General features: G+C 38.0%; 6 protein-coding genes. 3 read left to right on the top strand and 3 right to left on the bottom strand.

What is annotated here, in order from left to right:
* Nucleotides 1-49: 49 nt before the first annotated feature.
* The 3 genes from LOK78_RS02840 to LOK78_RS02850 form a co-directional block, all read right to left on the bottom strand.
* Nucleotides 50-5,521, bottom strand: coding sequence for a choice-of-anchor L domain-containing protein (locus LOK78_RS02840; protein WP_232633520.1), 5,472 nt, complete (start codon nucleotides 5,519-5,521; stop codon nucleotides 50-52).
* Between the two features lie 329 nt (nucleotides 5,522-5,850).
* Nucleotides 5,851-6,807 (bottom strand): OmpA/MotB family protein, encoded by a 957-nt coding sequence (locus LOK78_RS02845; RefSeq protein WP_166957203.1) that lies wholly within the window; start codon nucleotides 6,805-6,807, stop codon nucleotides 5,851-5,853.
* Nucleotides 6,808-6,823: 16 nt separating this feature from the next.
* Nucleotides 6,824-7,588, bottom strand: a complete 765-nt coding sequence (locus LOK78_RS02850) for an exodeoxyribonuclease III (protein WP_232633522.1) — start codon at nucleotides 7,586-7,588, stop codon at nucleotides 6,824-6,826.
* 121 nt (nucleotides 7,589-7,709) lie between these two features.
* On the opposite strand from LOK78_RS02850, the gene LOK78_RS02855 reads away from it, so the two are divergent.
* The 3 genes from LOK78_RS02855 (at nucleotide 7,710) to LOK78_RS02865 (ending at nucleotide 15,988) form a co-directional block, all read left to right on the top strand.
* Entirely contained in the window at nucleotides 7,710-11,144 is a 3,435-nt protein-coding gene (locus tag LOK78_RS02855) for a DUF8818 domain-containing protein (RefSeq protein ID WP_232634150.1), read from the top strand.
* Nucleotides 11,145-11,200: 56 nt separating this feature from the next.
* Entirely contained in the window at nucleotides 11,201-11,587 is a 387-nt protein-coding gene (locus LOK78_RS02860; RefSeq protein WP_166957197.1) for a hypothetical protein, read from the top strand.
* 78 nt (nucleotides 11,588-11,665) lie between these two features.
* Nucleotides 11,666-15,988: a CusA/CzcA family heavy metal efflux RND transporter gene (locus tag LOK78_RS02865; protein ID WP_232633524.1), complete on the top strand. Its 4,323-nt coding sequence runs from the start codon at nucleotides 11,666-11,668 to the stop codon at nucleotides 15,986-15,988.

The following is a 15,988-nucleotide window of genomic DNA, read 5'->3' on the forward strand; positions in this document are numbered from 1 at the left end:
AGCGATTAATATATATAGTCTTTTCATTATCTTTTTCTGGTTGCGTTAATTATTGTTCTCTGGTGATATAGAACCAGTCTGTCCTTACCTCGGTGTCCTTGTACTTCACAACGTAGAAATAAGTCCCCGTTGGCAACTCATCCCCGTCATCAGATACGCCCCTGAACTCATCAGTGTAAGCCCCGGTGAAACTGAATACCTTCGTACCGTAACGGTTGAAGATCTCCAGACTGTTAACCCCAAATCCGGTCAGATCGAAACTGTCGTTGCTACCGTCTCCGTTTGGTGTTACCACCTCTGGGAAGATACAAGTGTCCATTTCAACCGTAACTGTTGTAGTTTGAGGACATGGTCCTGTCGTAGTATAAGACACTACATAAGTAGCACCACTACCAGCTCCTGTAATCATACCTGTATCAGGGTTAATAACAGCTGTTGTATTTGCTGGCTCCACGATGGCAAAGTTACCACCTGCAGTAGCAGTCAAAGCCATACCTGTTTCAGAACACATGATAAATTCTTCATCATAAGAGAAAGAGGCATCCTCAAATGGATATTGGTCTACTACAAATGTGGTAGTTGAATAACATCCAGTCATTTCATCCTCTACTCTAACGTAGATAGTTTGAGGAGGCATTGTTTCAAATGGTGAGGTTAACGCATTCATTGCTCCATCTGCATCGGCCATTGACTCATGATAAGTTACTAGGTAACCTGTCTGACCTCCTGTGATTACATCTGTTTGAGTTTCTAAATCGAATGTTGCATATCCATCCATATCAGCACAGCTAAACATATCATCTGGCTGAACAGGCTCTGGCAATGCATTGATAGAAATCTCAAAAGAAGTAGAGTCATAACATCCCGTCGTAGTATTTACAGCACCCACATAAATAGTTTGTGGGCTGGAGACGTTAACATAGGCTGTTGGATCTAAAATTGGGTTTGTTTGATCCATGGCATCTTGCTCAGTTGTATAATAAGCAAATGTAAATTCACTTGGATCCTGAGTACCATCCAAAATACTTTCAGCATTTTGAGTCAAATCAAATTCTGTGAAGTCCTCTCCAGAACATTCCTCAAGTGGAACCGCCTCAGTTACAAACTCTGGTAATGGTAAGAATTCAACGTTGATATCATCAGCAACCGAACACTGCGCCGATTCCCCAACTTGCACATAATAATTTCCAGGTTCAGTAACTGTAAGAACAGAAGTATTTTCACCTGAAATCTCTACGAAGTCTTGATACCATGTGTGGTAAGCTCCTTCAAGTCCAGTATCTAGAACGACAGGTTCACCTTGACATAGTGCTGTACCATCTGCAATAGTAATATCGACCCCTAAGTCAATCTCACCTAAACTTAAACTTCCACCTTGGATAAATACAGCAGAATCTAAAATAGAGTCATTTCTATCAGCTACTACTAATTTAATATGGTAAGTAACTCCAATTTCTACTGTAGAAGTAGCTGCCATCGGAATGGTCATACCATTAAAGTTAATTGGAGCTGCTAAAGGATCTACTCCACCGGCTCCAAAATAACTATCAAAATACTCTGCATTTACAGATCCACAACCAGCGTTATAAGCTTGATCTCTAATTGTTAGTACCGAAATTGGATCACCTGTACCAGGCACTACCGCCAAGTTTTCAGTAATTCCAGTCTCTGTATTCGTCAAGAAAAATGCAAAGGCATCTGAGAACGAACATTGGAATGTTCCGTATTCTTCTGAAGCAAATAAGAAATTGAAAGAAAATTCGTCTACATATGGAACAAAATCAAATTCTAAAACTGCTGAATCATTATAACTGAATAAACTTGGGTCAATTCCGGTTGCTTGAATGTAATCAAACAGATCTTGATCTTGACCACCACTGTTTTGAAGACTTGGACCAGCTCCATTAGGACCGGTTAAATTTGGAGAGTCAGCATTTCCACTAACCAATACAATACCATCTTCAAAGGCAAACCCTGGAGTTTCAGTATAGAAATAACCAATACCTTCTTGACCAGAATAAGTGATGTTTGATACATCTGCACATGGTGAATCAATAAGCACGTCAGTTACCAATTCTTCATAAGTGTAAGTTGTTGTATCTGTTTGAACTGGACCTGGAATAGGTCTGATACATAAATCAAATGTAGATTCATAAACCCCTTGATTTGTTGTAAACACTCTTACATAGTAAGTTTCTCCAATCACAAGGTCATTTACAATAGCTGATGTAGTTGTAGTACAAGCCAATTCTGTAAAATCACCACATGTACCTGAATAAAGAGCCATGTCTAGGTTGGTTTCGTCTCCAACTATATTGTTTATAGAAACAATAAGGTTAGGATCTGTAGCCTCGAAGAAGAACCAAACATCATCATCATTAGCTCCAGCACATCCTGCAGGGGCACCTGAAGGTGTAGAACCAGTCATAACTCCTGGAGTAACAATATCACAAACAAATGTTTCATTCACCCCGGCTTCTATAGCTGCATCACAATTATCATTGTCTGGAGGACAAGCCAATTGTAAGAATGGTGTACTGTTAATTAAACAGTTTGAGTCATTCGTATTAATTGCATAAGCGATAACAGTTGTATCAAACGGGAAAGGTCCAATTTGATAAGTTCCAGCTTCTGTAGCTTCTACTGTTGCATCATCAAAATCGCTACCTATAGTAATTGATGTAGCATCTCCCATAGAAACCAAAGTCACGTCGATTAAGAATTGATCTCCGTTAGCACAGTCATCAACCAATGCGAAAGTAGCTTCTTGAAGTTCACATGTAGGCTCTACAATATTTACTGTAAAGTCTAAAGTAACACCAAAGGATCCATTAAAACATGGATTTGGATTTGTCTGACCAAAATCCGCCGTACCAATACGCATTCTGTGTAAACCTGGATTTGCATCAACAGGTAATGTGAAAACACATTCTAACGTAGTTGGATTTGCCCATTCAGATTCTCCTTGGAAAAACAACTCGGTGTCATTATCAAACACTAAATCATCATTTAAATCAATCCAAATATTTGTATTATATGTAAATCCTGTAGCGAAACTTACAATAACGGTTGTTTCCCAACCTTGGAATAAGTTTTGAACTGTTCCATCTGTATGATCTTCATAGGTCACATCACCAAAACTAGGGTAATTAGACGTTTCTATTTGCACATTGGTAACTCCTTGACCATCATTACTTGTTGGCACAGAGATACAATATCCGGTATAGAAGTCTCTTGGACCACTCCAAGTACTTGTTCCATCATCAGCACCACAATCGGCTTGAACGTAATACTCATAATTCGTATCGGGATCTAAATCCATAACAGTGTATGGGTTTGTAACTCCCGTGTAATCTGGAGTACCATCTGGTGTTTCACCAAGATCCACATTTACGATCTCGATATTCCAAGATGTTGCAGTTCCATACTCAGTCCACTCTAAAATGGCTGTTGTCATATCAACTAATTCCACAGTCAATGAAGTAGGCTGTGGACAAGCAGGAATTTCTACAATTTCAAAATTATCAAAACTCACACTTGCATCAGCAAAATCTGCCACTTCGCCTTCTGAAGCCCAAACTGCAAATTGAACCACACCTGTGTAAGCTTCTAAACTGTATATAAAATGGTCACCTCCCACTGGAACAGTAGATGTATTATCCCACTCTTCAATAGGTGTCCAAGTAGTACCACCATCAGTAGTTATTAAAAGTTGAACTTGATCATCAGAACCTAAAATTCCAGCAGTATCAGTTCCAAATCCTTGCATAATGGCAAAATCCCATTCTAATTGCCAAGGACCTCCATCTAAGTTAAATTCAGGAGAAATTACCCAATCGCTTTTTCCTGTTCCATAAAGGTTAATTCTATAAGCACCTGCCCAACCAACGTTAGCAAATCCACCTTCAGCCCAAGTCCAAGTATCTATAAAATCTGTTGGTCCAGAAGTTGGATCACCATTGTCAGCTTCAGCCCAACAATCTGGGATGAAAGAATTAAACTCTTGTAAGTAAGGAGGAATAAATACAGCACATTCTGTTGTAAAGAAGAAAGGTCCTGCCCAGTTGCTTAACCCATCTTCATCTCCACAGTTTGCTTGAACATAATAAGCATATTCTGTTATGGCAGATAAACCACTTACCTCAAAAGCCGTATTGGTGTCTGCAACGTCGGTTGCCACACCAGTTGGAGTTGTTCCTGATTCAACAACTTCTACGTTCCAAGAAGAAACACCAGTGTTATTATCTGTCCAGCTTAATTCTGCTGTATAAGCCGTAATATTATCTGCATTAAGATCTGTAGGAATTGCACAACTCGGTGGTGTACAGTTTACAGTTCCAGAATATATAGTTGTTCCTTGTAAAGAACCTGAACCACTTGGCATTGTAAATAAGTCTTCACCAAAGGCTTGGATAACTACTCCAACTTCTCCAGCCCAGGATCCACCAGTATTCCAAAATAGTTCAAAAGGTTGACCGTCACATAAGGTTACTTGAGCCTCTCCTGAAGAACCTGAAGATAAAGTAATTGTTTCTACATCTACACCATTTTGTGAAATGGTCATAGTGTTTCCATTCCAACCATCTCCAAATGAATCGGTCATTACAAATGTATACTCACACTGCTCAGTCACATCACATAACTGCGTATCAAATGAGAAAGGTCCTATCCATCCACTTTGCTCAGCTCCACAATCGGCTTGAACGTAATATTCATAGCTTGTACCAGAAGTAAGACCTGTAGCAGTAAATGGATTAGCATCTGCTGTGTAATTTCCTGTTCCTGTTGGAGTTGTTCCAGCCTCAACCAATTCAATATTCCAAGAAGTAGCATCTCCATTTTCAGTCCAAGCTAATTCTGCACTATCCAACCCAGTAGAGTTAACTGCTAAATCAGAAGGATTAGGACAAGCCTGTGTAATACCATCTAGTATAATGTTTGGAACTAAAGTTGATGTGGAGGTAGACCAATCTGAAGGTGGACTGGCAGGGTCTGGATTAGTACCATCATTATAATAAACGATGGATCTTGATGTCCCCATATCCGTATTGTAAAAATCGTCTCCCGAAGAATCATATGATGGCATATTCTCATCAACCGCAATAATCAAATTATCGGTACCTGAATAGGTGAACGGCGTATCAAATACAATCTGAACCCAACCATTTACCCCAGCTTCTACTGTAATACCACCAGAATATACCTGAGTGAAATTTGCAAATGGCTCCCAATCTGCAGTAGATGGAAAAGATGAAGTTGTAGATTCAGCCATATAAATTACCAATTCTTGATTGTCAGCTAAATCTGATGTTCCGCTGTAATACCATTGCAAACCGGTAATTTCTCCGGATGCATTGATTTCGTCAGCCAAATAAATGGACTGAGAGTACGTGTAACCATAGAAGGGCTCGAAAGGGGTATTCGCTGTCTCGATTGTACCCGACCCTATCATCACTTGCGACTTTACGTGCCAAATTGACAACATGAAAGCCAGCAGTAGAAGGAATGTAGTTTTCTTCATAAATTAAATAAGTTAGTTGTTTTTTTCTTTCTCGTCTTACGACATCCAAGTAATTCCTTAATTCTAATTAGAATTTATAAGAATTTTGAGAGCCAAAAATTATAAAAAAAGAAACTCATAAATTGGGCTCTTCCTATTAAATAGACAAAAAGCTTTTTTATTCGATAAAGTGCGAGCAGAGCTAAGACCCCAAAAAATGGCAAAAAAATTCACTTTGAAGAAAAACAACTACCTAAAACTATGAAACCGATAATATTGCTTCAAATCTTCCAGTAAGCATTTATTTTCTTTCAAGAAAAAGGATATGTTAGTTGTAGGAATCTCTTTTGCTATATTTCCTTCAAAATCTTTGAAATCTCATCGAGCTTTGGTGTTAAAATCACCTCGATTCTTCTATTTCTTGCTTTTCCTTCTGCAGAATCGTTAGATGCAATGGGCAAAAACTCCCCTCTTCCGGCGGCCGTTAAATTATCAGGTTTTATTCGAGGGTTCTCCATTAACAATTGAACAATAGCCGTAGCTCTTTTAGCAGAAAGATCCCAATTTCCTTGCAGGTTTCCTCCTCCTGAATAAGGCACATTATCTGTGTGTCCTTCAATTAATACTGCAATCTCAGGATTATCGGCCAATACTGTTCCCAATTGTTTCACTGCTTGACGCCCTGAAGCACCAACCGCCCAACTTCCAGATTCAAACAACAGTTTGTTTTCCATAGACACATAAACCTTACCGTCTCTTTGCTCTATGGTTAAACCCTTACCTTCAAAATCTGTCAAGGCTCTCGAGATGGCATCCTTTAATTGTGTCATTGCGGCATCTTTAGCCGCTATGACTCCTTCTAATTCTGCAACCCTATTAGATCGCTCTTCTAATTCTCTTCTTAATGTTTCAAGTCTGGCGCTTTCTGCTGCCAAAGCCTGTTCTTTAGCTTCCAATTTCGCCAATAATTCTCTGTTTTTTTGTGCATTTTCTGCCAATGCCGAAGAACTATTTTCCTCCAAAGCATCATAAGAATTCTTTAGATTGTTATAATTGGACTTTAAGGCAGCCAATTCTCCCGACAATTTGCTCTGGTCTGATTGAGACTTTTCATAATCCGCCAATACCGAATTCAGTTCATTTTGTGCTTGGTTTTTCTCAGCCAATAAATCATCATAACTTTTCTTTAAGTTTTGATGGTCTTCTTGAAGCGCGTTGTACTTACTCTCTAAGTCCTTATATACTTTAGGAGAAACACAGGAAACAAAAACAATGGCGGTAAGAATTAAAAGGAATCGACTTTTCATGAACTCTAATAAGAATTTAGGATTTAACTTCAACTAAAATAGGACAATGATCACTATGCATTGCCTCTGGCAAAATGACCGCACGTTGCATTTGGTCTTTCAAAGGCTCTGACACCATACAATAATCAATACGCCATCCTTTATTATTGGCTCTAGCGTTTGCTCTATAACTCCACCAACTATAATGGTGTGGTTCTTTATTAAAAAATCTGAATGAATCAATGAACCCGCTATCAATAAACCCACCTATCCATTCTCGCTCGACGGGCAAAAAACCAGATACCTTAGCATTTCTCACAGGGTCGTGTATATCTATAGCTTCATGACAAATATTGTAATCGCCACAGATAATAAGGTTAGGTATCTTCTTCTTTAATTGATCAACATATTCTTGAAACATGGCCATATACTCTAACTTATGATCTAATCTTTGAATATTGGTTCCTGATGGCAAATACAAACTCATTACCGAAAACCTATCAAAATCAACGCGGAGATTTCTGCCTTCATCATCCATGGATTCTATTCCAGTACCATACTCTACATGATTTGGTTTCACCTTGCTAAAAATTGCGACACCACTATATCCCTTCTTTTTGGCCGAAAACCAATAATGGTATTTGTAACCTGCTTCTTCAATAGCTCCAACATCTACCTGCTCCTTCATAGCCTTGATTTCTTGGATGCATATGACATCGGGATTGGCTAATTTCAACCAATCTAGAAATCCTTTGTTTATTGCTGCTCTTATACCATTTACATTATAAGAAATGATTTTCATGAAGTCCTTTTTGAATTTTAGCTAAAATAAATAATGCGTTACATTTACCACAGAGAAGCCAATACCTTTTTTTCAAAAGCTATTAACAAAATAATTTGAAAAATATTCTGTTTACTATTTGATGAAACTAACGCTAACATGCCTACTCATTTTGCTTGGAATGGCTTCCTTTGGCCAAAATCTGGATTCTAACTTCAGGTCAAAAAAGGTAGCTACAAGAGATAGTATTCTTATTGATAGCGTTAGTATCAACCCCAGCTTTTTCTCCATTAAAACCAAAGACAGCTCCTATATTGATGAATCCTATTACCTAGTAGATTTCTCAAAGTCTTTATTGACCTTCAAAAAAAAAATAGATACTGACACCATAATAATAAGCTACTTAAAATACCCTGAATTTTTAACCAAAACTTACAAGCAATTGGATGAAAACATCATTGTTGAAAGCAATGAAAACCTCAACCGTTTGTATAAACTGCAACAACCTAGTAAAAAGGAAGTCTTCACTCCTTTTGATGGTTTAAGCACCTCGGGTAGTATTTCAAGAGGAGTCGTCATTGGGAACAATCAAAACTCGGTTTTAAACAGTGAATTGGATTTACAGATAACAGGTAAACTAAGCGACAAGGTGTCCTTAAGAGCCTCAATTCAAGATGCTAATATTCCCCTTCAGGAAAGTGGATATTCCCAGCGTTTGGATGAATTTGATCAAGTCTTTATAGAATTATTCAGTGATAACTGGAAAATACGAGCAGGAGACATTGATTTAACCAACACCCAATCCTATTTTGCTAATTTCACCAAAAGAGTACAAGGTCTCGCCCTAGGAGCAACTTTAAATCACCCTGAATCTCAAACACAGCTATTTGCCTCCGGAGCTTTGGTAAGAGGTCAGTTCACAACCAGCCAGTTTAATACCCAAGAAGGAAACCAAGGTCCATACAAACTTAAAGGCCCCAACCAAGAATTATATGTGTTAATCGTATCTGGCAGTGAAATTGTATATGTTAACGGTGTTCCCTTACAAAGGGGCGAAAACAAAGATTACATTATCGATTACAATGCTGGAGAAATCATTTTCAATTCCACTTTTCCAGTAACCTCCGAAATGCGTGTCACGGTAGACTATCAATACAGCGAAAGAAACTATTCCAGACTGGTTGTTTATGGCGGAGGCCAATATGAAAGCGAAAAATTGCAGATAGGCGCTTCCATTTACAGTGAAAACGATTCCAAAAACAACCCACTACAGCAAAACTTATCTCCAGATCAAGTGGAAACACTCTCACAAGCAGGAGATGACACCACCTTGATGGTAGCCCCTTCTGCAGTTCCCGAGAGCTATAATGAAAATAGAATTCTTTACCGAAAAGACATTCTTAATGGCATTGAAATATTTGTGTTTTCAAACAATCCCGATGATGAACTTTACAGTGTCAAATTTACCCAGGTAGGAGATAATCAAGGAGATTACATCATTAGCAGTACCAATGCCATCAACACTATCTATGAATATGTTGAACCAATTGGCGGTATACCACAAGGAAATTATGCTCCCATCATTCAACTTATTGCCCCCACTAAACTCCAAATAGGTGTTGTAAACGGCCATTACAAACCCATTCCCAAAACAGATATAATGTTTGAACTGGCTGGAAGTAAAAGTGATGAGAATTTATTTTCTAGTTTGGACAATGATGACAATGACGGATTTGCCGGAAAGATAGCATGGAATCAAAATGTGATAAAAAAGGACAGTTTGTGGAATTTGGATCTTTTTATTGATACCGATTACATTCATCAAAATTTTCAATCCATACAAAGAATTTACAATGCCGAATTTAATCGCGATTGGAATTTAGGCACCTCATCAACCCCGCTACTTGCCACTGAACTAGGCAATCAAACATTAGCTAAGTCTGGGTTTAATTTATTTCATCATCAGAAAGGGCAAGCAACTTATAGATTTGAATACTTAAATTATTCTGAAAACTTTAATGGAAGTAGACATCTCTACAATGTCAATTTTAATTTAAACAAATGGCAAATAAGGTCCTTGTCCAGTTTTTTAAATGCGAATTCAAATACCAACGAATCGACTTTCTTGAGGAGCTACAATGTTTTAACCTATAGTCTGAAGAAAGGATGGGCCGGGACTAAATTAGCCATGGAAGACAATGAGCAAAAGGAAAAATTAACGGGAAACTATACGGCACTAAGTCAAAGATATCAATCAGCCGAAGTATTTACCGGGGTTGGCGATAGCACCAATGTCTTTGCTGAAATAGGCTATAAGTTTCGGGTAAATGATAGCTTAAGGGCTGGAGATCTTCAAAGGGTCAACACTTCCAACACTTACTATATTGACTCAAGATTAATCAACAACCAAAACACCAATCTTGCTGCATATATCAATTACAGGACCTTGAAGCAAGAAGACCCAAATTACGAGGATGAAAATTCATTAAACTCCAGAATCCAATACAGTCAAAAGTTTTTCAATCAAATTCTCCTTTTAAATACAGTTTACGAAACCAACTCAGGAACCTTACCTCAACAGGATTTCACTTATGTGGAAGTTGAACCAGGCCAAGGAAATTACACTTGGATAGATTACAACAACAATGGCATTCAGGAACTGGAAGAGTTTGAAATTGCTCAATTTCAAGATCAGGGAAAGTATATTAGAGTGTTACTTCCCAATCAAATCTATCTGAAGACCCATCAAAACAGACTAAGCGCCAACCTAACTATGAACTTTCAACAATGGTCTGTTTCGGATAATCACTTACAAAAATTCTTGGCTCACTTTTACAACCAAACTTCCTACTTAGTTGATAGAAAACACTTGAGAGAAGGAAGAAGCTTCAACTTAAATCCATTTAAAGACGATTTGGAAAACGAATTGGGGCTGCAGTCCAATTTCAGGAACATTTTCTTCTTTAATCGCGGCAAACAACATTTTACAAGTAGCTATACCTATTTACAAAACCGAACCAAAAACACACTCACCATAGGACAAATTGAAAACTCACTTATTAGCCACAAACTTCAATTTAATCACAAATTTGCAGAAAGTTGGCTACTTAATGTAGAATCCTATTTTAATAACTCAGAGTCTTCAAGTGAAAATTATGCGAGTAAAAATTTCAACATTGATGAAACCTTATTATTCCCTAAGCTTTCCTACTTGCTAAATGACAATACGCGATTTGATATTTTTTATAAAAACAATCAGAAAGAAAATACCATTGGTGATTTTGAAACCCTGAAACAACAAAACTATGGCGTATCATTCTCGTTTGCCGACACACAAAGTGCCGCTATAAATGGAGAATTCAATTACATTTCTAATGATTTTTCAGGAAATGCCAATACGCCTGTTTCCTATCAAATGATGGAAGGCTTGCAACCTGGAAGAAATTTAACATGGAGTTTATTAGCACAAAAGAAAATCACCCAATACTTGGATTTAAACTTGAACTATATGGGACGTAAAAGTGAAACTAGTCAGGTAATCCATACGGGGACCGTACAGTTAAAGGCTTATTTTTAAGCAATGTAACGTTTGTTACATCATTTCTTCTCAAAAAAATAGTATTTTTGTCTGGTATGCAAAAATTGTTATCCATAACCTATGCCTTTTTAATCCTGTTTCAAAGCATCAGTTTTGAAGTACGAGATTTGGTTCATTTGGACACCTTTTTTGAACATGCCGAATTCCACAAACAGGCCTATGGAGACAGTTTTCTTCAGTTTATCGCAGAACATTATGGCAACTCTAGAGAGGAGCACCAAGGGGACCACCAACATGAGGATCTCCCGTTCCAGCATGAACATCAAATGTGCTCCCATTTAAGTCCGGTCTTTACGTTTGAAAATTCAAATATCGAATTTGATCAAATAGAATTCGTAGAGATTCCTTGCAACTTTTTTTACAAGGAATCACACTCAATTTTTGAAAAATACCCCCTTTTACAGCCGCCCAAAACAGCATAATTCTTCCTTAGAAATGATAGACCAGCGCCCATCCACAAGGCGACATGGGTCATATTTATTTAATTATCTAAAAGAATTATGTTAGAAAACATCATCAAACTGAGCTTAAAAAACAAGCTCATCATCCTCTTATTTACAGCTGGAATATTTGGCCTTGGACTTTATTCTTTAACCCAAATTTCCATTGGTGCGGTTCCTGATATTACCAATAACCAAGTTCAAGTTATCACCACATCCAGAAACCTATCCACCCAAGACGTTGAACAATTTATCACTTATCCCGTAGAGTTGGAAATGGCCAACCTACCCGGAGTCAAGGAAATTAGATCGGTATCCAAATTCGGACTCTCGGTGGTAACAGTAGTCTTTGACGACGACCTAGGCACCTATTTGCCCCGACAGCTTTTGGCTGAAAAAATAAAATCTGCCACCGAAAAAATCCCACAAGGATTTGGAACTCCAGAAATGGGGCCCATTACCACAGGTCTTGGAGAAATTTACCAATACACCTTAGATGTCAAACCAGATTACAAAGGTTCCTACTCAACAACCCAACTACGTACCATCCAAGACTGGATAGTAAAACGTCAATTGTCAGGTATTCCTGGTGTTGTTGAAATCAACACTTGGGGCGGCTACTTGAAACAATATGAAGTTAGCATCAATCCGCAGAAATTAGCGGCTATGAATATCTCCATCTCTGAGGTTTATGACGCCTTGGAAAAAAATAATAGTGTTGCGGGTGGTGGTTATATTGAAAAATCAGACCAAGCCTATTTCATCAGAGGCGAGGGTTTAGCAAAATCCTTAAATGACATTAAAAACATCGTAGTCAAAAATAATGGTGTTCCGCTTTACATAAGGGATGTTGCGACAGTAGGTTATGGGAACGCTATTCGCTTTGGTGCTATCACAGGAAATGGTCAGGGAGAAAAAGTACTTGGACAAATCATGATGCTGAAAGATGGAAATTCCAAGCAAGTCATTGAAGCGGTCAAAGAACGTATAGCATCCATAGAAAGCACCTTGCCCGAAGGTGTTTATATTAATGGTTTTCTAGAACGTAGTGAACTGATTGACAAAACAACCTTTACCGTATCTGAAAACCTCATTTTAGGTTCTTTGATTGTCATTTTTGTAGTGGTTCTTCTTCTTGGAAATTTAAGGTCGGGCTTGGTTGTCGCTTCGGTGATTCCTTTAAGTTTATTGTTTGCCATAACCTTAATGAATGTATTTGGCGTGGATGCCAATTTAATGAGCCTGGGAGCTATCGATTTTGGAATTATCATTGATGGCGCTGTCATCATTGTTGAGTTTATAGCTTTCCAAATTTCAAGTAATGCTGACAAGCTCCAGACCTTAACAAAAGGCGAAAGACAATCGGCCATTGATGCCATCACTAAAAAGAGTGCTTCCAAAATGATGAATTCAGCCATCTTTGGTCAGCTTATTATTTTAATCGTTTTCATCCCTATATTGTCACTCAGTGGTGTTGAAGGAAAAATGTTTAAACCCATGGTTCTCACCTTTAGTTTTGCCTTAATTGGCGCCATGATCCTATGTTTAACCTATGTGCCAGTAATTTCTTCCTTGGCCTTAAAACCTGCAAAGGAAAAGAAAAACAACCTCTCCAAGCGACTTATCGCCTTTTTGAACAAGCAATACCAACCTGTAATCAATTGGGCACTCAACCATAAAAAATATGTAATTGGAATGTCTGCCGCGTTGTTGCTTGCAAGTATTTGGATCTTCAGCAGCATGGGAGGAGAATTTGTGCCCACTTTAGATGAAGGTGATTTTGTGATTCAACCTGTTTTAAAAACGGGAACCTCACTAGATAAAACCATAGAGATTACGACTAAAATTGAAAATATCCTCATCAAAAAATTTCCAGAGGTGGACCAAGTCGTTAGTCGGATAGGCGCCGCAGAGGTTCCCACCGATCCCATGTCGATGGAACAAAGTGATGTTATCATCAAATTAAAACCCAAGGACCAATGGGTATCTGCAGAAACCAAAGATGAATTGGCCAATAAGTTTAAAGAAGCATTATCAGTTATCCCAGGAATGGACGTCGAATTCACCCAACCCATAGAAATGCGATTCAATGAGCTTATTACTGGAGTTAGAGCCGATGTTGCCATTAAAGTCTTTGGAGCCGATTTGGAGATTTTGGCTAATAAAGCCAACCAAATAAAAAATCTGATTCAAAATGTAGAAGGTGCCTCGGATATTATTGTAGAAAAAGTAGCAGGACTACCACAAATGACCGTTACTTATAACCGAGATAAAATTGCGCGCTACGGACTTAACATTTCCGATTTAAATGATATCGTATCTATGGGATTTGCTGGTAAAACAGCCGGAAGCATTTTTGAAGGCGAAAAGAGATTTGACTTGGTAATGCGTTTAGATTCCAAATACCGTAAGGATATCAACAACTTAAAGACACTTTATGTAGATGGCCCTAATAACACCAAAATTCCTTTAGATGAATTAGCCAATATTGAATACACTACAGGACCGGCACAAATCTCGAGAGATGACACAAAAAGACGCATTGTAGTTGGTGTTAATGTTAGAAATAGGGATTTACAATCGGTGGTCGATGATATTCAAAACATCCTTAAAAAGGAACTCAGTCTTCCAGCAGGTTACAACATCACCTACGGAGGTCAATTTGAAAATCTCCAACAAGCTAAAAACAGATTGATGATTGCCGTACCACTTGCATTGGTTCTTATTTTCATCATGCTGCATTTTGCCTTCAAATCGATTAAGGATGCCTTAATGATCTATTCAGCCATCCCATTATCAGCGGTTGGTGGTATCCTATTACTTTGGCTAAGAGATTTACCTTTCAGTATTTCGGCAGGCGTTGGTTTTATCGCTCTTTTCGGGATCGCTGTTCTAAACGGAATTGTACTCATTGAGCATTTTAAAGAACTCAAAAAGAAAGGTGATTTTGCGACCATTGAGGACCTCATCAAACAAGGAACCTCAGAGCGTTTAAGACCTGTTCTTTTAACTGCGGGTGCTGCAGCTCTTGGTTTCCTACCTATGGCTATTTCTACCAATGCAGGTGCCGAGGTTCAAAGACCTTTGGCTACCGTCGTCATTGGAGGTTTAATTACCGCCACCCTTTTAACCTTAGTCGTCTTACCCGTTCTTTACGCTTGGTTTGAAAAACCCCGAAAAGTGCGTTTTAAAAAGAAATCCATTGTTACGGTGGTTGTAATTTTGGTTGCATTCCAAATCCAAGCGCAGCAACAACCTTTAAGTATCGCGGAAGCCTTAGCATTAGCCATACAGAACAATAACGAATTAAAAGCCTCCCAAGCACAGACCGAAGAAAGTAAAGCGCTAATTGGTTCAGCCTTCAATTTTGATAAAACGGCGCTTTATTATCACTATGACGAAAACAATTTGGCCATAAATAATGAGCCTCTAAAGGTTTGGGGTATTTCTCAGGATTTTAAATTTCCAACCGTATATTTTGCTGACAAGAAAGTAAATCAAGCACAATACAACAGGCAACAATCAGCACACGAGCTTAAGACACTTCAGTTAACCAAAGAAGTTTATACTGCTTTTTACCAATTGAAATATTCAAAAAGAAAAGCCGACACCTACCAATTTCTAGATAGCTTGTACCAAAATTTCTCCAAATCTGCCAAACGAAGGTTTGAATTGGGAGAAACCAATTATTTGGAAATGATAACCGCTCAATCCAAGCAAAAACAGATTGAAACTGTCTTTAAACAAGCTCAACAGGAAGTTGCAAAATCTAAGGAAACTCTAAAAAAAGTGATACAATTAGATAGTTTGGATTTTGAAGTTGATGATGAAATTCTAACCCGACTGGAAGTAAATACTTTAGGACTTGACACGAATCCGGGGCTTCACTTTTTTGAATCTTCCAAAATATACTTTCAGGCATTGGAAGTGAAAGAAAAACAAGATTTACTACCTGATTTAAATGCCGAATATTTTCAAGGGACCAATAGTCAACTCAATGGAAATTTGATAGGGTATCAATTTGGAGTTAAAATACCCATTTTGTTTTCGGGACAAGCATCAAAAATAAAGGCCAGCAAAATTGCTGTAGACCGTATTACCTATGAGCAACAAAACTATCAGCAAATCCTGAAAAGCAAACAACAAAGTTTGTTGGCCACCCTCAAACAATATGAGGAGGCTATTTCCTACTATGAATCACAAGGAAAAACACTTTCAGAAGAAATCATTTCAACAGCACAAAGAACCTTTAAAGAAGGTGAAATTGACTTCTTTCAATACATTCAAAGTATTGAAACTGCCAAGGACATCGAATTGGAATACCTTCAAAATCTTAATTTATACAACCAAACCGTCATTCAACTTAACTTTTTAATTCTATAA

Source organism: Mangrovimonas futianensis, assembly GCF_021245805.1.
Classification (GTDB): domain Bacteria; phylum Bacteroidota; class Bacteroidia; order Flavobacteriales; family Flavobacteriaceae; genus Mangrovimonas; species Mangrovimonas futianensis.